The following is a 20,039-nucleotide window of genomic DNA, read 5'->3' as shown; positions in this document are numbered from 1 at the left end:
ATACGAAACTGGATTATGTACCAGATGTACTAGGGCACAAACGGTTTCAATTACTGCGTATGTAAAAAATGGCTATAAAGAGACTCAGTGTCCCTTTATAGCCATTTAATTTTTGGTTCTGTTTTATTAACAATTCTTTTAATATTAGCCCTGTGGCGGTAAATTACAAATGAGGCAATCAAAAATACCACTATTACTAAAGGGATGTCCCAATTATAGACGAATCCTGAAATGACCGCATACAACACAGCTGTAATACCGGCAATCATGGAAGATAAGGATACATATTTGGTTATGTATAAACTTATAAAAAATACCACTATAACCGTCAAAAACATATAAGGGGCTGCTAATAAGACGACCCCGCCCGACGTCGCAACTGCTTTTCCACCCCGAAATCCCGCAAATATTGGATAGGTATGTCCCAAAATCGCAAATATCCCAGCCAATAATGGATTTATATTAAGATGGAAGATCAAAGGCAGCGCAGCTGCTAATGTGCCTTTCAGGATATCAGCAATAGTTACCGCTAAGCCTGCTTTCACCCCAAGTGTTCGAAACGTGTTCGTACCACCTAAATTTCCACTACCATGTTCACGGATATCCGTTTTGTAAAATACCTTTCCTACTATTAGCCCCGATGGAATGGAGCCAAGTAAATAGGCAAGGATTAAGACCAAGATAATTTGAACCATTCATAATTTCCCCTTCAATAAAAGATCCAGTCCCTCTATTTTACCATGGATTTGTGAAAAAGCACTATTCCTTTCCTAATTACTTAAAAGAGAGGTAAGAAAAGTGGGTGAAAATCATTCATAAAACCCACTTTTCTTAGTGAAATTTGGTTATTAAGTCTAAAGTAAGGACAATTATAGTCAATTTTATTACAAATCTATGGAGATTTTAGAAACGGTTGAGAAATCGTTTGAATGCAGGGAGAGGTGAACCTATAATTAAGAAAAATCTAATTAGTAACAAAAGAACCGGCTGCATCCAAAAGGTAAAAGATCGGTTTTTAATATACTTTTAATCCTAACTTATGAAAGAGGTGATATCTCATGGCAAGAAGTGTTTTGCAATATCTTAAATACCAATACCCGGATATAAAAGTCTTATATGTAGAAGATGAGAAATTTTCCCGCGAAAAACTACTGCGGGTTTTAAATCGCCGATTTGCCCACATTCATGTTGCAATTGATGGTTTAGAAGGATTTCAACTCTATCAAACATATAAACCTGATTTAATTATTGCGGATATAAAAATGAATCAAATGAGCGGTTTAGAGATGATTAAAAAAATCCGTGCACAAAACGATAAGGTGCAAGTTATTGTTACCACCGCCCATGATGATAATGATTTTTTTGTACAATCAATTGAAAACAATGTTAATCATTTTATTTTAAAACCGATTGATTTGGATTTGCTGTTACAAGCAATCCAAAAATCAGTTTACCAAATTCAGTTAGAAAAAGAACTTGAAAAACAAAAGAATTTAACTCGTACTATTCTTGATTTTCAGGATAATCTCATCTTTGTCATTGAAAATGGAGAGATTGTTGAATGGAATCAAGCCTTTAGCAATGTAACGGGAATTGGCATTCATAAAAATAATCCCTCTAACTATCAAAGCCAGTTTCTCTCGAGTTTTTTTGTCGAGGATCCTCACTATTTTTATCCCAAAGATAAAGGGCGCTGGATAGAAGAATTCTTTGCCTCAGGTAAAAATGTAGCAAAAGTTCGCTTTAAAGGACCTCTAGGAAACGATTATAATTATGTGATGAAAGCGGGACCCATCCCGGTTACAAAACAAATATTATTTGTTCTGACAGATATAACAGGTTTAGAGAAAGAAAGCCGGGATAAGGATCATTTAGCCATGTTAGACCCACTAACAAGCAGTTATACCCGACAAAAATTCAAAGAGATTTTAGCTAGTGAAATGAGACGTGCCGAACGTTTTGATCGGTCCTTTTCGCTTATTTTAATGGATATAGATTTCTTCCAGACTCTGAACAATAAGTATGGTCCAACAGCAGGAGATAAGGTATTAATCACTGTTTCTACCATTGTTCAGCAGCGGATTCGCGAGTGCGATATGTTTGCCCGTTGGGGAGGAGAGGAATTCATCCTGCTTGTTCCTGAAACAGATGGGAATCCATCATTATTACTTGCTGAATCCATTCGATCGATTATAGAACAATATCATTTTCTTAATATTGGCCAAGTTACCTGCAGCTTTGGGGTTGCCGAATTTGCTCCGGGAAAAACAAAAAATGAATTGCTGGCAGAGTCCGAACAGGCCCTTGCTATATCAAAAAATAATGGACGAAACAGTGTCACATTATACACCCAAGTAGAATAAGGAGGTAGGAACTATGCTCTATCTATATATCACCTTATCCTTAGTGGTTGGTTATATCATTTTGACTATATGTTTATATGTTTTTAAGAGTCGTGTACTAATGAAGAAGTTAAAAGAAAGTGAACGAAGAAATCGAGATTTAGCGGAAAAGTACGAAGCCATTAATCGAAATCTTGAAGAAAAGATTCAAGAAGAAGTAGAAAAAAACAGACAAAAAGATCATCTCCTTATTCAACATTCCAGACTTGCTGCAATGGGGGAAATGTTAGCCAGTATAGGGCATCAATGGAGACAGCCCTTGAATAGCTTATCCCTTATCATCCAAGATGTACGGGAGGAGTTTGAGTTTGGTCAGCTTGATGAAATTTATATTGATTCTTTCACCAAGGAAAGTATGATTCAGATCAAACATATGTCCAGGACCATTAATGATTTTCGGAAGTTCTATAAATCGAATAATGAAAAAACCCCTTTTTCCATTGGAAGTTCCATTGAAGACGCCCTGTCCATTTTTTCTTCTAGTCTTAAATATTATGGAATTGAGATGGAGTTTGAATACCGGGGAGAGTTAATGGCATATGGATTTCCAAACGAATATAGTCAAGTGGTGCTGAATATTTTAACCAATTCCCGCGATGCTTTTGTTCAAAAAAATATCAAGAATCGAAAAATAAAGATTCTATTAAGTGAAACAAAAGAATTTATCACAGCGGAGTTCACAGATAATGCCGGGGGTATAGATGCTGCTCTCCTCGACAAAGTTTTTGATCCCTACTTTACCACGAGGCCGCATGGAACAGGTTTAGGTCTTTATATGACCAAGATGATTCTTGAAAATATGAATGGGTTTGTTACGGTTGATAACTTTGAGAATGGTGCTCGTTTCTGCCTTACTGTGCCAAAAGTAATCCAAGCGGTAAAACCAGAAATGGTCTCTGTTTCTTAATGAAAGCTCCTAATTAATTGGGAGCTTTCATTTTTTTAAACGTTTTCTTTTGGTTTTTATTTTCAAAAGAGGTAAAATAAAGATAATAATTCCAAGGAGTGGTAAAGATGGCCATTGAAAATCCTAGTCGTGAGGAAGTCGCCGCTATTTTAAAAAAAGCAAAAAGAATTGCTGTCGTAGGTTTAAGTGATAATCCTGCTAAGGCATCCTACCAAGTTTCAGAAGTCATGCAAAATGCAGGTTATGAAATCATTCCAGTGAATCCTGCAGTCGACACAGTTCTAGGCGTAAAAGCTGTAGCCTCTTTAAAAGATATAGAGGGACATGTAGATATTGTCAACGTATTCCGGAGATCCGAACAATTGTTCGATGTTGCGAAAGAATTTGACGAGATTGATGCAGACGTCTATTGGGCCCAACTCGGCCTTGCAAACGAAGCAGCCTACCAATTCTTAAAAGAAAAAGGATATACGGTAATTATGGATCGCTGTATTAAAATTGAATATGCAATGACAAGATAAAGAGCTGCTATTTTTTAGCAGTTTTTTTCTTTTTTAACCCTTAAAAACCGCAAAAATTATTTTACAGAAATATGTTGTTTTTAAATACGTATTTGCCAAATCGAAATAAATCGCTACAATAAAGCATAGACGCCGCAAGAAGATGTGTTAAAATAAATGTGGCAAACATTAGTTCTATTGGATAAATTTAAAGGAAAATGAACTCTTTTAAACGAATGTTTTACTAATTCACTTTTAAAAATGGCGGAGAACGCCATTTATGTTTTTTAGGTATGAAAGGGGTATTTTAGTGGCAAGAAATCAGCAAGCTTTTGATTACAATGATGATGCCATCCAAGTACTAGAAGGTCTTGAGGCAGTTAGAAAACGACCTGGAATGTACATTGGCAGCACAGATTCACGCGGTCTTCATCATCTTGTTTATGAGATCGTTGATAACTCTGTCGATGAAGCACTAGGCGGATTCGGAGATCAAATCATTGTAAAAATACACAAAGATAATTCCATAAGTGTAATGGATAAAGGAAGAGGAATGCCTACAGGTATGCATAAAATGGGAAAACCAACACCTGAGGTTATTTTAACTGTGCTCCATGCCGGGGGGAAATTTGGCCAAGGCGGCTACAAAACCAGTGGTGGATTGCACGGAGTTGGTGCTTCGGTCGTAAATGCATTATCTGAATGGTTAATCGTAACAATTAAACGAGATGGCTTCGTCTATGAACAGCGGTTTGAAGATGGCGGTAAACCGGTCACAACACTCGAAAAAATCGGCAAAACCAATCAAACGGGAACAACGATTCATTTCAAGCCTGACCCGGCCATTTTTTCGACTACGACCTATAATCTTGAGACGCTATCTGAACGGTTAAGAGAATCTGCTTTCTTGTTAAAAGCATTAAAAATTGAAATTATAGATGAGCGTAATGATATTCATGAAGTATTTCACTATGAAAATGGAATTGAGGCTTTTGTTGAATACCTCAACGAGGACAAAGAAACGCTTCATCCGGTTGTCAGCTTCGAAGGCCAGCATCATGGGATCGAAGTCGAATTCTCATTTCAATTCAATGATGGCTATTCTGAAAATGTCTTATCCTTTGTTAATAACGTCAGGACAAGAGATGGCGGTACACATGAAGCCGGCGCTAAAACAGCGATGACAAGGGTATTCAACGACTATGCCCGAAAGGTTGCCTTTCTTAAGGAAAAGGACAAAAACTTAGATGGTAACGATATTCGTGAAGGATTATCGGCCGTTATTTCCGTTAGAATCCCGGAAGAACTGCTTCAATTTGAAGGACAGACGAAAGGAAAACTCGGAACAAGTGAAGCAAGATCATCTGTTGATTCCGTTGTTTCGGAACATCTCTCCTATTTCCTAGAAGAAAATCCTGATATCAGTTCTTTATTAATTAAAAAATCGATTAAAGCCTTTCAGGCCCGCGAAGCAGCAAGAAAAGCCCGTGAGGATGCACGAAGCGGTAAAAAGAAAAAACGAGGAGAGACCGTCCTTTCTGGAAAGCTGACACCAGCACAATCACGGAATCCGCAAAAGAATGAACTATATCTTGTAGAGGGTGATTCTGCAGGAGGTTCTGCCAAACAAGGACGCGACCGGCGTTTCCAAGCAGTCCTTCCACTCCGTGGTAAAGTAATCAATACAGAGAAAGCAAAACTCTCGGATATCTTTAAAAACGAAGAGATCAATACGATTATCCATGCGATCGGCGGCGGCGTTGGTGCTGACTTTACAGTCGAAGACATCAATTATGACAAAATTGTCATAATGACAGATGCTGATACAGACGGTGCTCATATCCAAGTCCTGTTGCTAACCTTCTTTTATCGTTATATGAAGCCGCTTGTGGAAGCAGGTAAGGTATTTATTGCCCTTCCGCCTTTATATAAAGTAAGTAAGGGTTCAGGGAAAAAAGAAATCATCGAATATGCATGGAACGAGGATGAGCTTCAAGGAGCCATTAAAAAAGTCGGCAGAGGCTATATCATCCAGCGTTACAAAGGTCTTGGTGAAATGAATGCAGACCAGCTATGGGATACCACAATGGATCCAGAGACACGGACATTAATCCGCGTTAAGATTGATGATATCGCCAGAGCGGAGCGACGTGTTACTACGCTAATGGGTGATAAAGTAGAACCAAGACGTAAATGGATTGAAAGTAATGTAGCATTTGGTTTAGAAGAAGATGATACGATTTTAGAAAATGAAAATATTACTGTCTCTGAGGAGGTTACTGAAGGATGAGTGCACTTGAAAAATTTCGGGACTTACCTCTAGAAGATGTAATCGGTGATCGTTTTGGCCGATATAGTAAATATATTATCCAAGAACGGGCCCTGCCAGATGCTCGGGACGGATTAAAGCCTGTACAGCGGCGTATCCTATATGCTATGCATGTAGAAGGCAATACATTTGATAAAGGTTTTCGTAAATCGGCCAAGACAGTCGGTAATGTTATTGGTAACTATCACCCGCATGGTGATTCTTCTGTATACGAAGCCATGGTGCGTTTGAGCCAGGACTGGAAGGTTCGGAATGTGCTTGTTCAAATGCATGGGAATAATGGTAGTGTCGATGGTGACCCGCCGGCAGCGATGCGTTATACAGAAGCACGGCTTTCGGCGATTGCCGCTGAACTCTTAAGGGATATTGAAAAAAATACAGTCGAATTTATTCCAAACTTTGATGATACATCTAAGGAACCGACTGTTTTACCTGCCATGTTTCCAAACTTACTCGTAAATGGTTCCACCGGAATATCAGCCGGGTATGCCACCGATATTCCTCCACACCATTTAGGTGAAATTATTGATGGCGTCATTTTGAGAATGGATCAACCGGATACAACGATAGACGAACTCATGACTGTAATTAAAGGACCAGATTTTCCAACTGGCGGGATCATTCAAGGCATCGAAGGCATTAAAAAAGCCTATGAAACTGGTAAAGGGAAAATCATTGTCCGCGGAAAAGCTGAAATTGAAGAGGTTCGCGGCGGTAAGCAGCAAATCGTGATTACGGAGATTCCTTACGAAATTAATAAAGCCAATCTTGTCAAGAAGATGGATGAGTTTCGAATTGACCGGAAAGTCGAAGGAATGTCAGAGGTCCGTGATGAAACCGACCGGACTGGTCTCAGAATCGTGATTGAATTAAAAAAGGATGCCCATGCAGAAGGTGTCTTGAACTACTTATATAAAAATAGTGACCTTCAAGTAACCTATAATTTTAATATGGTCGCAATCCATAATAAGCGTCCGAAACTGATGGGGATTCGTGAGTTACTCGATGCTTATATTGAGCATCAAAAAGAAGTGGTGACAAGACGTACTCAATATGACCTTACTAAAGCGAAGGAACGCCAGCATATTGTTGAAGGTTTAATGAAGGCTTTATCGATTCTTGATGAAGTCATTGCCACCATCCGTGCATCTAAGGACAAGCGGGATGCAAAGGATAACTTAATTGCGAAATTTGCTTTTACAGAAATACAGGCAGAAGCCATTGTTTCTTTGCAGCTCTATCGTTTAACAAATACTGACATCACTGCTTTACGTCAGGAAGCAGAAGAGTTAGCCAAAAAAGTGGAAGAGCTTACTAGCATCTTAGCTAGTGAGAAAAAGTTATTATCTGTCATTAAAAAAGAGCTCAAAGACGTGAAAAAACGTTTTGTTGATGAGCGCCGTTCTAAGATTGAAGCGGAAATTGAAGAAATTAAAATCAACCTTGATGTCACCGTTCCAAGCGAAGATGTCATTGTCACAGTGACTAAAGAAGGTTACGTCAAACGGACAAGTCAGCGCTCTTTTGCGGCATCCGGCGGGCAGGATTTGGCAATGAAGGAATCCGACCGTCTCCTTGCCCAATTAGATGTGAATACAAAAGATGTATTATTACTCTTTACCAATAAGGGGAATTACTTGTTCTGCCCTGTTCACGAGCTGCCAGATATACGTTGGAAGGATCTGGGCCAGCATGTAGCCAACATTATTCCAATTGACCGTGATGAAGAGATTATTCACGCCATTTCCGTTAAAGACTTTGAGATAGATGCTTATCTTGTTTTTGTAACGAGAAATGGTATGGTTAAGAAGACTGAGCTGAAAGCCTACAAAGCCCAGCGCTATTCTAAACCACTTGTTGCCGTAAATCTTAAAGATGACGACCAGGTTGTGGATGTTCATCTAACCGATGGCTCAAAAGAGCTCTTCTTAGTCACCAACTTGGGATATGCTTTATGGTTCCATGAGGAAGAGATCAGTATCGTCGGACAGCGTGCTGCGGGTGTAAAAGGCATTAACTTAAAAGAAGATGATATCGTCATTGGTGGAAAGCTGATTTCTCCAGACAGCAATGAATCCATTGTCGTAGCTACCCAGCGCGGCGCCTTAAAACGCATGAAAATAAAAGAGTTTGAAAAAACAACTCGTGCGAAGCGTGGTGTCGTCATTCTAAGGGAACTTAAAGCAAAACCGCATCGGATTGCAGGCTATGTCGTCGCAAATGAACAAGATTTAATCATCATTGAGACAGAGAAAGGCTACACCGAAACCCTAAAAACAGCGGATATTAGCTTTAGTGATCGTTATTCTAACGGCTCATTTATCCTTGATGAGGATGAAAACGGCAAAGTAGCAAACATTTGGAAAGTAGAAGCTGCTGTCGAACCATTATCTGAATAAATTACATTTTAAGAACCTCCTAGGAAATTAGGGGGTTCTTTTCATTTTTTTGGCAGAATTGGACATAATAAGTAAAACAAAAGCATGTGGAGGGGAACTGGATGAAAAAAGAGATGCTCCTAGTAATCATTTCGTTTTTTCTTATATCGCTATCAACCATAACCGGTGTATACGCAATTGAAGAAAAAAACAAGACGGTCACTATATCTAAACAGGAAGCAGACTTGACTGGTGATGGACAAAACGAGACTATCTACCTAAAGGGCGTACCTGATCAAGATGAAAAGGACTATTTACAAAGTATTTATCTCGAAATATCGGCCTCCAATGGGAGAACATACAGCCTCCCTTTAGAAAGTGGTACTAAAGCATCACTGCAAATGGTCGATTTAAACCATGATGGGTTGAAGGATATATTTGCTAATGTATTATCTAGCGATACTGAGGGTACTGTTAAAAGCTATTTGTTTACCTTAAAAAACTTTGTCCGAACCGAGTTAACGGTTCCTGAACCGCTAGAGATGGATGCAAAGTTTAAAAATGGGTACAAGGCGGAAATAAAATTGGCAGACACAGGTAAAACTTATCTGTTTGATTTAAAAGAACGGAAAGGATATTATAAAAAAATTGGTTTTTACTATCGAGGAAAACTAAATGAGCCTATGGAATTAACGGTAAACACCTACAATAACCTGAAACCGGTTCAAATCGATGGGCAAAGAGTTGGATTAAAGGGGCAGCAAACGGTGACAGGAATCGCAAATGCAGATACAATCGCCTATGTTGAATCTATTTGGTATTATGATCGTGGTTGGAAGCTTTTTAAAGCAGATGTTAAGCCATCATAATTCGTTGTCTGAACTGATATTCAAAACACAGGAGAGATCTTCTGTGTTTTTTTATTAGGTCATTTCTCCAAGTAAAAGTTGCCACGAAGCTTCTAGATATATGGGGTGATGGACGTTTAGAAAAAACAATAATATCGGCAATAAATAGCTTTTATTAATAATTGACGAAAATAATAAAGCAGAATATACTTAGGTCTATAAATATTTAAGTTACCTAACTATTAGGTTGGTTAATAAAAAGAGGTGAGATAAATAAATGGCTGATTATGAGAGTGAGACAGCCCAGAAGCTAATAAAAGCTTTTCAACAATTCCGGAAAGCTGGAAGGAATGAAAAGAAAATAGCCGGTTTTAACCCAAGTGAATTTAGAGTGCTGTTCCTAATTCAACGCGCAAATGAAAACAATAGTGAGATGAAGGTTTCAGAAATTAGTCAGAAATTGAGAGTGACCCCGCCAACCGTAACACAAATCATCAATGTTCTAGAAAAGGCTGGTTATATTGAGCGAACCATCAATCCAGAAGACCGTCGGGCTGTAAAGATTAGTCTGACGGAGGAAGGATTAAAAGCAACAGAACGTGCCAGAAAGAAATTCACTGAAACATTTTTAGGTTTAGTGGATTACCTAGGAGAAAAAGAAAGCGATCAGCTAGCTGAACTACTTTTTAAGGTCCATGAATATTTCAAACAATTGGATCACCAATAAAATTTAACATAGAAACTGGAGAGGGTTCATCTTGTTAAAATTAAGTAAATATCTTAAACCATTTCAAATTCCGATTTACACTGTCCTTGTTCTTGTTCTTTTGCAATCCTTATCAGAGTTGTATTTACCAACCCTTATGTCTGATATCGTTGATAAAGGAGTCGTCACTGGTGACACCCATTATATCTGGAAAATTGGCGGCTACATGCTACTGGTGGCAGCCGGAGGAATGATTTGTTCGATTGCAGCCAGCTTTTTCTCAGCAAAGGCTGCTTCTGGTTTCGGGAGGCAATTACGGAGCAGAATCTTTTCCCATGTTGGAAATTTTTCCTTAAGTGAGTTCGATAAGCTAGGTACAGCCTCGCTTATTACGAGAACAACGAACGATATTACGCAGATACAGCAAGTAATGATTATGATGCTAAGAATGATGGCGGCTGCACCCATGATGTGTATAGGTGGTATTATCATGGCGTATTCAAAAGATGCCAAATTAACTTTGGTGCTTGCGGTTGCGATTCCCATTTTGATTGTAGCGATTGTGGTGATTGCTAGAAGGGGGATTCCTTTGTTTAAAGCCATGCAAGTAAAATTGGATAAACTCAATCGTGTTTTACGAGAGAATTTAACCGGAATACGTGTTATTCGTTCTTTTAACCGGGTTGAGCACGAGAAAAAACGATTTGATGAAGCGAATTGGGATTTAACGCAAACCGCCATTAAGGTCAATAAAATTATGGCGGCAATGATGCCGATTATGATGGTGGTCTTGAACCTTACCACCGTTGCCATTATTTGGTTTGGCGGCCACCGGATCAGCAATGGACATATGGAAGTTGGAGATATGATGGCATTTATCCAATATGCCATGCAAATCATGTTCTCGTTTATTATGTTATCGATGATGTTTGTGATGATTCCAAGAGCTTCAGTCTCAGCTGTCAGGATTAATGAAGTACTTGAGACAGTGGCCGACATAAAGGACCCAGCAACTGCTCCATCCAAAGAAGACGAAAAAGGCCATGTTGAATTTAGAGATGTTACCTTCAGTTATCCGGGTGCTGAAATGCCTGCGATCACGAACATTTCTTTTTCCATGCATCCTGGCGAAGTCACTGCCATTATTGGCGGAACGGGTTCAGGTAAATCAACCCTTATTAATTTGATCCCACGGTTCTATGATGTGGACAGTGGTCAAGTACTGGTAGACGGGGTGGATGTCCGCCAAATGACACAAGAACAGCTTCGTCAAAAAATTGGTTTTGTTCCACAGCAGGCTGTCTTGTTTACTGGAACAATTGCTGAAAATATCCGCTATGGGAAAGAAGATGCATCTGAAGAAGAAGTATTTCATGCAGCGGAAATCGCACAGGCCAATGAGTTTATTTCATCGATGCCGGATGGTTTCGACTCCATTATTGCACAGGGGGGAACAAATGTTTCTGGCGGTCAAAAACAGCGTCTATCGATTGCACGTGCCCTTGTCAGAAAACCAGAAATCTATATTTTCGATGATAGTTTCTCAGCTTTAGATTTTAAAACAGATGCAAAGCTTCGTGAAGCGCTTAAACAAGAAACCCTTGATTCTACTGTGTTGATAGTGGCACAACGGGTAAGTACGATCATAGATGCCGACAGAATTATCGTTTTGGACGATGGAAAAATTTCCGGAATTGGGTCTCATAGGGAGCTTATGGAATCAAGTTCCGTCTATCGTGAAATTGTGATGTCACAGCTGTCAGAGGAGGAAATTGCATGAGTACAGATTCTAAAAATCAAAGACCAGGTCCAGGCGGAGGTTTCGGGCCTCGTGGAATCGGCATGCCTGTCCAAAAAGCCAAAGACTTTAAAGGAACTCTTAAAAGACTCATAGTCTATTTAAAGCCTTATAAATTGCAACTTTTTTCCGTCCTACTCACAGCCATTATTAGTACCGTCTTTTCAATTGTCAGCCCGAAAATTATGGGTAAAGCCACTACAAAGCTTTTTGAAGGGTTAATGATGACACTGAAGGGGGTTCCCGGTGCAAAAATCGATTTTGATTATATTGGTCAAATTATATTACTCCTAATTGGTCTCTATATAATAAGTGCTATTTTTGCCTATTTACAAGGCTTTATCATGGCAGGGGTGGCCCAAAAGACCGTCTATAATTTACGAAAAGAAGTGGAAGAAAAACTGAACCGGCTGCCGTTAAAGTACTTTGACTCTAAGACCCATGGTGAAATACTAAGCAGGGCCGTCAATGATGTAGATAATATTAGTACAACGCTTCAGCAAAGTTTAACACAGCTGATTACCTCTGTTGTTACGCTAATTGGTGTAATCGTGATGATGCTTTCAATCAGTCCATTAATGACCCTGATCGTTATCGTTACCCTGCCGCTAAGCTTTATTGCAACGGCTAACATTGCGAAAAAGTCACAACAATATTTTAAAGGGCAGCAAAAATCACTAGGTCAGTTGAACGGACACGTAGAAGAAATGTATACGGGCCATAAAGTAGTAAAGGTATTTGGTCATGAAAAGAAATCCATCCAACAATTTGAAGAAATCAACGAAAAACTCTATCAATCTGGCTGGAAAGCCCAGTTTGTTTCAGGAATGATTATGCCGCTAATGTCGTTCATTAATAATATCGGCTATGTGCTTGTATCTGTTGCCGGAGGTCTATTAGTTACAAAAAAGGCGATTGAAATCGGGGATATCCAGGCCTTTATCCAGTATGCCCGTCAATTCTCGCAGCCGATTGCCCAAACGGCCCAAATTGCTAATGTCATCCAGTCAACTATCGCCAGTGCGGAACGTGTGTTCGAAATACTAGATGAAACAGAAGAGGTTCCAGAAGCGGTTCAACCAAAAGAACTTCAGAATCCTCAAGGAAATGTAAGCTTTGAACAGGTTTCCTTTGGTTATAAGAACGATGAATTGTTAATTGAAGATATGAACATTGATGTCAAATCAGGCCAAAAGGTTGCAATTGTAGGACCTACTGGAGCTGGTAAAACGACTTTAATTAATTTATTAATGCGATTCTATGAACTTAATTCTGGTCGAATTTTAATTGATGGAATCGATACAAGGAATTTAAAAAGAGAAAAACTTAGAAGCTTGTTTGGAATGGTGCTTCAGGATACATGGCTGTTTAATAGTACAATACGTGATAATATTGCTTACGGAAGAGAAGGGGCGTCCGAGACAGAAATGATCGCCGCCGCCAAGGCAGCAAATGCGGACCACTTTATCCGTACGCTTCCGGAAGGCTATGATACGGTCTTGAATGAAGAAGCCTCGAATATTTCACAGGGCCAGAAACAATTACTCACGATCGCGAGGGCGATTCTAGCTGATCCGTCGATTCTAATTCTTGACGAAGCTACCAGCAGCGTCGACACACGAACGGAAGTACAAATTCAGAAAGCAATGGATTACTTAATGAAGGGGCGTACTAGTTTTGTGATTGCGCACCGTTTATCGACCATCCGGAACGCGGATTTAATCCTTGTCATGAATAATGGTAAGGTGATTGAAAAAGGTACACACCAGGAATTATTAGAAAAAGGCGGCTTTTATGCTGATTTATATAATAGTCAGTTTGCCGGTCAAAAAAATGTAGGTTGATATATGGCGCTTAGGGTGATCCTAGGCGCTTTTTTTGTTACTGCTTTAGAAGAATGTTGAAGACAATAGGGAATTAGAAATGAATTTAAAGGATTCGGAGATTAAGATAAAGTAAATAGTGTTTTTATTTGCTTTTTACAAAGTTCTATTCCTTTTACAAAGTATTATTTAACCTCTTGGGTCTTTGAACATTGGTTTAAAATAGGGAATAAAAACAATGCGTAACGCCGCTGCGCAAGGACAGACCCAAAACGTAATATTTAAACTTTGTTATTTAATAATCGACTAATGATATGAAAAAAGTAAGAGTATTTTTGGGCTGAACTCCAACTTTTGAGCATTTTAATGATTATTGTTCAACATTTGATAGAGTGAATATAGAATAGGAGGGAGTCCAATAAAGGACAACCCCCTAAGTTTTTTTATGAGCTCTTTTATTTATTAAATGGTTAAAAATCAAATCAATTAATAAAATAATCATACCATAATGAATGAAATAATCTGCAAAGTTTAGGATACCATGGTTTGAATGAAATGATATAAAATCCGTAACCTGATTAAATAAAATGCGATCGATCGCATTTCCGATTCCTCCTCCAATTATTAGGCCGGTGCCTAAATCAACTAGAAACCTCCTATTTTTAAAATCGTTACGATATTTAATCAGTATTATTACCATAAAAAAAGCAATAGGCACAAAGTAACGTCCATACCCTTGAAAAGAACTAAATGCGGCTCCACTATTTTCAATGTGGCTAAGATTCAAAACACCTTTCCAGACTTCAATAGAACTTCCTACTTTTATATGAGTACGAATCCAAAATTTTGATAATTGATCGATCAAAATAACAAAAGTAATAAAAAAATAGTACAAAATTAGGACTTCCTTCCTGAAAATTGATGTTATACTTAACGAAAAAATTCTAATCGCTACAATGTGTAGTGTAATTGATTAATTAGTACAAATCAAAAACTATTTGCTTTAAATAATGCTCAAATTAATAATAAAATTTCTAGAGACCCCATGTCTAGATTTATATATATATATTTCTATTAAACTACATTAAATTAAAACTTCAATCCTTAATGCCTAAAATGTTAAGGGGATTTTTTATTTGGATTAATTCCAAATAAATCAATACCCGTCCAAAACATTCCATCACATTGCCTAAATTATAAGATATTTTGCATATAATGCATGAAAAATTTTCACTAGTCTCTAACTAAAGACTAGTAATGGTCTTTAAGTAGCGACTAGTTTTGCCGAAAGCATCATAGATATGTTACCTCCACGAGGCGTTTGCAAGAATTGCAGACGCTTTTTTATTTTAGGGCTAAGTGAATTGCGGATTTTGTAGAAATATGATGATTGAAGTCCAATCAAGACTTGTCCTACGAAATATATATAAATAGAGGAAAATATTCTTTCCTTAGATAACCCAATATGCTGGAGGTGATATACATGGGTGACGGATTAAGTATGTCTTTTACATTAATCGTGGTATTGTTCATTCTCCTTATCATTGTCGGAACTTCTTTTATGGGCTACTAAATTGTATGGAACTAAGGGCAGTTTGATTTTAATCTGTTCCTTTGTCTAGACTGAAACGGGAGGAGGATGATTACACTTGGTTTTTTTTCCTGACGGCTTTAGAAGAAGGTTTCTCCCTATTGAAATCGAAATCGAGATAGAGAGAAGAAGACGTATTGAAATCGAAATTGAGATAGAAAGAAGAAGACGTATCGAAATCGAAATTGAAAGAAGAAGACGTATCGAGATTGAGAGAAGAAGAGGCGGATTGTTTTAAACAAATCATCCTTTTAATCAATGTCGGTACATCCTTCATGCGTGTAGGATACTAATGATTGTCTAGGTGAAAATAACGCCATTAAGAGGGTATCTAAGAATTTAGTACCCTCTTTGTAATGCTAAACTTCGCAATTTGGATCAATTACCCTCTAATAAAACAGATCCCTTATTCAGCTATCTTGGCAGGATATTCTAAGAGGGACTGGTGCATGAGTTGAGGATTAGAGCTCATTTTAGCTTTTTTTGAGCTAACGTTGCAGTTTATCTTTATTAGATTAATATGGGGAAAGATAACTAAAAGGCAGAGCAAAAATATAGTCCTCTTTATTTCATAATTTTCGAGAGTAAAACGGAACTTTTGCTTTAAGGCATATTCAACTGACTATGTAAATATGAATAGCAAAAGGAGTATTTCGGGGAGGTTACAGAATGAACGGGGATCATACACCTTTGCATGCTGATACCGGTGTTACATCTGGATTGTTTGTTGAGCGCTCCTTAAATGAAATTCGTTTTTGGGCTAGGATCATGAAAGAACATTCTTTATTTCTTCGATTGGGTTTTAGAGCAGAAGATACTCAACTAATTCAAGAGGCTAATCAATTTTATCGCTTATTTGAACACATCGAACAAACTGCACATTCCTTTAATAATCAAACAGACCCTGAACAAATAAGAAGATTTAATTCAGAGGTACAACAAGCTGCAACTAATATTTTCGTATTTAAACGGAAAGTATTAGGACTAATTCTCACATGCAAATTGCCGGGGGCAAATAATTTCCCATTATTAGTTGACCATACAAGTAGGGAAGCTAATTATTTTAGAAAAAGATTAATTGAATTAAATGAAGGAAAATTACAAGCGCTTCCAGATGCCATTATTAAAGAAAATGTCTTCTTCTTAAGGATTATGGCAGACCATGCAAAATTTATTGGTCATCTCCTTGATCCGTCAGAAAGGAAATTAGTTGATTTAGCACGGAATTTCAGCAATGACTTTGATCAATTACTGTATCAAGCAAGAGACTTAGAATCTATGAAGCCACAATCTCAAACAGTTCCTCTTCTAGATCAATTCCTGGATCAAAATCGCGTGTCGGTAGTATCTCTTAGGGACTTCAAGAAAACAGCACGTGATTTAATTGAGCAATGTAAAATTAAGAGCATTATTCATCCTCTATTAGCAGACCATGTATTTCGGGAAGCTGATAGGTTCCTTGAAATTATTGATATGTTTGACGCGCATCTTACTGGTGGTACCAGATAACCTAGATAACGGCAAAAGCAAATAAAAGTCTAATTTCATCCGAAATTAGGCTTTTTAATCATCGACCTGCCACGGTAGCATTATAAAAATACCAAAGAGAACTAAATCGATTTATTGCTGCATTACGGAAAAGAGGCCTTATTGTAACGGCCTTTCATAACCATTGGCTGTTTGAAAATCCACGTTTAATTTATATCCATTTGGAGAATGCCGGCATGTCTGCGGAAGAGTTTGCTAGAAATAGTATTGCTGCCGCAAGGGAAGCAGGACTATTCTAAAGAGAATGCCATTTGTGATACTTCTTAAAATAATCACAAATGGTTCTTATTTTTTTGGAACAATAAAGAGAATAAACATTATCTGTCCTTGTTATTATGTATTTCCTTTACCGCGTCCAATTTCATAAGTGTGTCCACACCCTAATATAAAACCAATCATATTTTATTTAAAAGAAGAACAAAGAAGGGAAGAGGAATGTCTTGGTGGAGAAAGATAATAAACTTGAGCAGGATCCGATTGAAGGAAATGACCCGTTTTTAAGGTTAATGTTTGGAAACAGTATGCACAAAGAAACATACAAAAAAGGCGATAAGCCCGAACAAAAAGAACGTTTATCTTTCAATAGGGCAACAAATCGGTTCGACGATTGGATTTTTGGCTATAAGGGAAAAACACCTGGGACTGGCACTCAATCTACTCTAAATAAGGGAGAAGATAATCTTAACAATGTGGATTTTGAATTGCTAATAGAAACAGTTGATATGTTTTTTTCCACAGCTAAACAATATAAACCATTATTTAAAGAAATTACACCTTCTATGAATCGATTTATTAAAAAGTTCAAGTCAAAATGACTAGTTTTTAAAATCAGGATATAAAAAGGGGTACCCACCTAATTTAGTTGGGCCCCTTATTATTTTGTATGGCCTCATCTATTTTCTAACAGTTTTTAATGCACCACTCCAAGCGATCACTTGGTCAAGCATTGCATTAACATTATTTAAATGTAGATCTTGTGGTTTAAAATTAGTTCCATTCTCGAAATCTGTGAATAAGGATAGAGTTGGATGGACCCTTACATCTGCAATCTGTAATTCTCCGCATATGCCTCGTAAATGCTCAGCGGCACGAGCACCACCAGTAGATCCGTAACTTACGATACCAGCCGCTTTATTATTCCATTCATCACGGGCTGAATCTAATGCGTTCTTTAATGCCCCTGTAATACTGTGATTATATTCTGCGACAATGAAAACAAATCCATCTAAACTAGCTAACTTTTCGGACCACGCTTTTAATCCTGATTCATCTCCTGCGGTTGTGAAGGCAAATGGTAAATTGAAATCTGCAATATCTACAATTTCATATTCTGCATCCCCACGTTTATCGGCAATTCCTTTTACCCATTCGCCCACTTGAGGACTAACTCTTCCTTGGCGTGTACTACCTAAAATAATCCCTATTTTTAGATTTTCATTTGTCATTGTTTCTTCCTCCTCGTTGTTATGGCCAAATAACTTACTTAGTAGTCCCTCTGGAAGTACCACCTTTAGTATTAAGTTAACCAATAATATAGTTATCCAATTTTTCTGCTAATAAAGAACTCTCTTATTTATTTCGGTTTATTTTATTAATAGTTTAACTGTATATTCTCAAATCTCCAGAATTAAACTAAATATGTTAAAACCAAAATACATGTGTCGGAGGAATTTAATATGGCAAATGATCCAATAACCGTGCATGCCATCATCAATGGGGAAAAAGTCGTCACCGAAAAAAACTCTCCACGTGAAAATCCAACCCATCCTGATGAGATTGTAGGATATGCACCCCTGAATACAAAAGAAGATACAGTCCGTGCAATAGACTCAGCCTATAATGCGTTTCAAAGCTGGGCATGGAGTGATGTCGATAATCGTATTGAGAAAATGCAACGTGCTATTCAAAAACTAAAGGATGCTACACCAGTGATTTCAAAGTTATTGTCTAGGGAACATGGAAAAGCGTTATATGATTCTGAAGGTGAAATTGCGATTTCCATTATGTGGATGGAATATGCATGTAATACTGTTAAGAAGGTAATTGAACCACAGAAGAAGGAACATGAAAATGGAAGAACCATCATCACATTTGATCCAATTGGTGTTGTCTCAGCTATTACCCCTTGGAATTATCCAATTTCTTTATCTACCATTAAAATAGCACCTGCACTTTTTACATGAAATACAATGGTAGTGAAACCTAGTCCATTTGCTCCATTAGCGGTAAGTCGGGTAATTGAAATCATAGCTAATGAATTTCCGCCAGGAGTGCTAAATCTCGTTCATGGTGCCGCAGAAGTAGGCGTTGAACTTACATCCAACCCTAAAGTAGCTAAGATTGCATTTACGGGCGGAACAAAAACAGCTAAAAGTATTATGAAGGCTGCTTCAGACACGATTAAAAAGATGACATTAGAACTTGGTGGTAATGATGCTGCCATCGTACTAGAAGATTTCGATGTCAATGATGAACGTGCCATGAGAAGAATGGTGATTTCTAATTTTCTAACGGCAGGACAAATTTGTATAATTGCAAAGCGTGTTTATGTACATCGCTCCATATATGATTCATTTGTAGAAAAATACATAGAGGCCGCAAATAAATGGATTCGGGTTGGTGATCCATTTAATCCAGATGTGACCGTCGGTCCTGTTAATAACAAGAATCAGGTTGATTATGTAAAAAGCCTTGTTGAAGATGCAAGAAGTAAGGGTGCGGAGGTTATTAAATTAGGAACAATCCTTAATCCTGAGTTAATGGATAATGGATATTTCCTTCAACCGACATTAGTAGTAGGTTCCGATCCACATGATCCGATTGTGGTTGAGGAACAATTTGGACCGACTGTTCCAATCCTGCCTTTCGACAACGAAGAACACGTAATTCAATTGCATAATGAAAGCATATATGGATTAACAAGTTCGGTTTGGGGTGAGGAAGAGCATTCAATCAAAGTAGCCCGTCGTATTGAAGCAGGAACCACTATGATTAACTCAGCAGCTGTACAAGGTCTTGATGTCCGTTTTCCTTTTGGCGGAGTTAAGCAGTCTGGTGTCGGAAGGGAGTATGGAGAAGAAGGACTGAAATCATATGTGGAGACACATGTAATTAATATTCCTAAAAACCTTGAGTTACCATATATACCAGAGTGAAAATAATGTAACTAAATATAATCATGTTAATTTTTTTTAACTATGGTCATTTGC

16 protein-coding genes and 2 pseudogenes are annotated in these 20,039 nt (G+C 37.9%); 15 read left to right on the top strand and 3 right to left on the bottom strand.

Going from position 1 to position 20,039, the window contains the following annotated elements; all coding sequences use genetic code 11:
• Nucleotides 1–95: 95 nt before the first annotated feature.
• Entirely contained in the window at nt 96–695 is a 600-nt protein-coding gene (gene plsY / locus V7266_RS27090; protein ID WP_335472320.1) for a glycerol-3-phosphate 1-O-acyltransferase PlsY, read from the bottom strand.
• A gap of 363 nt (nt 696–1,058) precedes the next feature.
• On the opposite strand from plsY, the gene V7266_RS27085 reads away from it, so the two are divergent.
• The 9 genes from V7266_RS27085 (at nt 1,059) to V7266_RS27045 (ending at nt 13,712) form a co-directional block, all read left to right on the top strand.
• Nucleotides 1,059–2,363, top strand: coding sequence for a GGDEF domain-containing response regulator (locus tag V7266_RS27085; protein ID WP_335472319.1), 1,305 nt, complete (start codon nt 1,059–1,061; stop codon nt 2,361–2,363).
• A 13-nt stretch (nt 2,364–2,376) separates the two neighbouring features.
• Entirely contained in the window at nt 2,377–3,309 is a 933-nt protein-coding gene (locus tag V7266_RS27080; RefSeq protein WP_335472318.1) for a sensor histidine kinase, read from the top strand.
• Nucleotides 3,310–3,416: 107 nt separating this feature from the next.
• Nucleotides 3,417–3,830, top strand: a complete 414-nt coding sequence (locus V7266_RS27075) for a CoA-binding protein (RefSeq protein WP_335472317.1) — start codon at nt 3,417–3,419, stop codon at nt 3,828–3,830.
• 289 nt (nt 3,831–4,119) lie between these two features.
• Nucleotides 4,120–6,099 carry a DNA topoisomerase IV subunit B gene (parE, locus tag V7266_RS27070; protein ID WP_335472316.1) on the top strand — a complete coding sequence of 660 codons (1,980 nt, stop codon included), beginning with the start codon at nt 4,120–4,122 and terminating at the stop codon, nt 6,097–6,099.
• A complete protein-coding gene (gene parC / locus V7266_RS27065) occupies nt 6,096–8,537 on the top strand; it encodes a DNA topoisomerase IV subunit A (RefSeq protein ID WP_335472315.1) in 2,442 nt (813 codons plus the stop codon). The genes parE and parC overlap by 4 nt, the downstream gene beginning before the upstream one ends.
• Before the next feature lie 101 nt (nt 8,538–8,638).
• Nucleotides 8,639–9,385, top strand: coding sequence for a hypothetical protein (locus tag V7266_RS27060; protein ID WP_335472314.1), 747 nt, complete (start codon nt 8,639–8,641; stop codon nt 9,383–9,385).
• 256 nt (nt 9,386–9,641) lie between these two features.
• Entirely contained in the window at nt 9,642–10,091 is a 450-nt protein-coding gene (locus tag V7266_RS27055; RefSeq protein ID WP_335472313.1) for a MarR family winged helix-turn-helix transcriptional regulator, read from the top strand.
• A 31-nt stretch (nt 10,092–10,122) separates the two neighbouring features.
• Nucleotides 10,123–11,850 (top strand): ABC transporter ATP-binding protein, encoded by a 1,728-nt coding sequence (locus V7266_RS27050; protein ID WP_335472312.1) that lies wholly within the window; start codon nt 10,123–10,125, stop codon nt 11,848–11,850.
• Nucleotides 11,847–13,712: an ABC transporter ATP-binding protein gene (locus V7266_RS27045; RefSeq protein ID WP_335472311.1), complete on the top strand. Its 1,866-nt coding sequence runs from the start codon at nt 11,847–11,849 to the stop codon at nt 13,710–13,712. The genes V7266_RS27050 and V7266_RS27045 overlap by 4 nt, the downstream gene beginning before the upstream one ends.
• A gap of 412 nt (nt 13,713–14,124) precedes the next feature.
• Here V7266_RS27045 and lspA read toward each other — a convergent pair whose 3' ends face one another.
• Nucleotides 14,125–14,610 carry a signal peptidase II gene (gene lspA, locus V7266_RS27040; RefSeq protein WP_335472326.1) on the bottom strand — a complete coding sequence of 162 codons (486 nt, stop codon included), beginning with the start codon at nt 14,608–14,610 and terminating at the stop codon, nt 14,125–14,127.
• A 582-nt stretch (nt 14,611–15,192) separates the two neighbouring features.
• Here lspA and V7266_RS27035 point away from each other — a divergent pair.
• The 5 genes and pseudogenes from V7266_RS27035 (at nt 15,193) to V7266_RS27015 (ending at nt 17,645) form a co-directional block, all read left to right on the top strand.
• Nucleotides 15,193–15,264 (top strand): YjcZ family sporulation protein, encoded by a 72-nt coding sequence (locus tag V7266_RS27035; RefSeq protein ID WP_197031452.1) that lies wholly within the window; start codon nt 15,193–15,195, stop codon nt 15,262–15,264.
• A gap of 76 nt (nt 15,265–15,340) precedes the next feature.
• A complete protein-coding gene (locus tag V7266_RS27030; RefSeq protein WP_335472310.1) occupies nt 15,341–15,520 on the top strand; it encodes a hypothetical protein in 180 nt (59 codons plus the stop codon).
• A 431-nt stretch (nt 15,521–15,951) separates the two neighbouring features.
• Complete coding sequence (locus V7266_RS27025) at nt 15,952–16,791, top strand: DUF2935 domain-containing protein (protein ID WP_335472309.1); 840 nt, start codon at nt 15,952–15,954, stop codon at nt 16,789–16,791.
• A gap of 104 nt (nt 16,792–16,895) precedes the next feature.
• Nucleotides 16,896–17,069, top strand: a pseudogene (locus tag V7266_RS27020) (DUF1259 domain-containing protein); the annotation flags it as partial.
• Nucleotides 17,070–17,273: 204 nt separating this feature from the next.
• Nucleotides 17,274–17,645, top strand: a complete 372-nt coding sequence (locus V7266_RS27015; protein ID WP_335472308.1) for a hypothetical protein — start codon at nt 17,274–17,276, stop codon at nt 17,643–17,645.
• A gap of 78 nt (nt 17,646–17,723) precedes the next feature.
• Here V7266_RS27015 and V7266_RS27010 read toward each other — a convergent pair whose 3' ends face one another.
• Nucleotides 17,724–18,275 (bottom strand): NADPH-dependent FMN reductase, encoded by a 552-nt coding sequence (locus V7266_RS27010; RefSeq protein WP_335472307.1) that lies wholly within the window; start codon nt 18,273–18,275, stop codon nt 17,724–17,726.
• 231 nt (nt 18,276–18,506) lie between these two features.
• Here V7266_RS27010 and V7266_RS27005 point away from each other — a divergent pair.
• Nucleotides 18,507–19,985, top strand: a pseudogene (locus tag V7266_RS27005) (aldehyde dehydrogenase family protein).
• Nucleotides 19,986–20,039 lie beyond the last annotated feature (54 nt).

It is taken from the genome of Neobacillus drentensis (assembly GCF_036965645.1).
In the GTDB taxonomy this organism is placed as follows: Bacteria; Bacillota; Bacilli; order Bacillales; family Cytobacillaceae; genus Neobacillus; species Neobacillus drentensis_D.
This window is presented reverse-complemented; position numbering and strand designations above follow the sequence as displayed.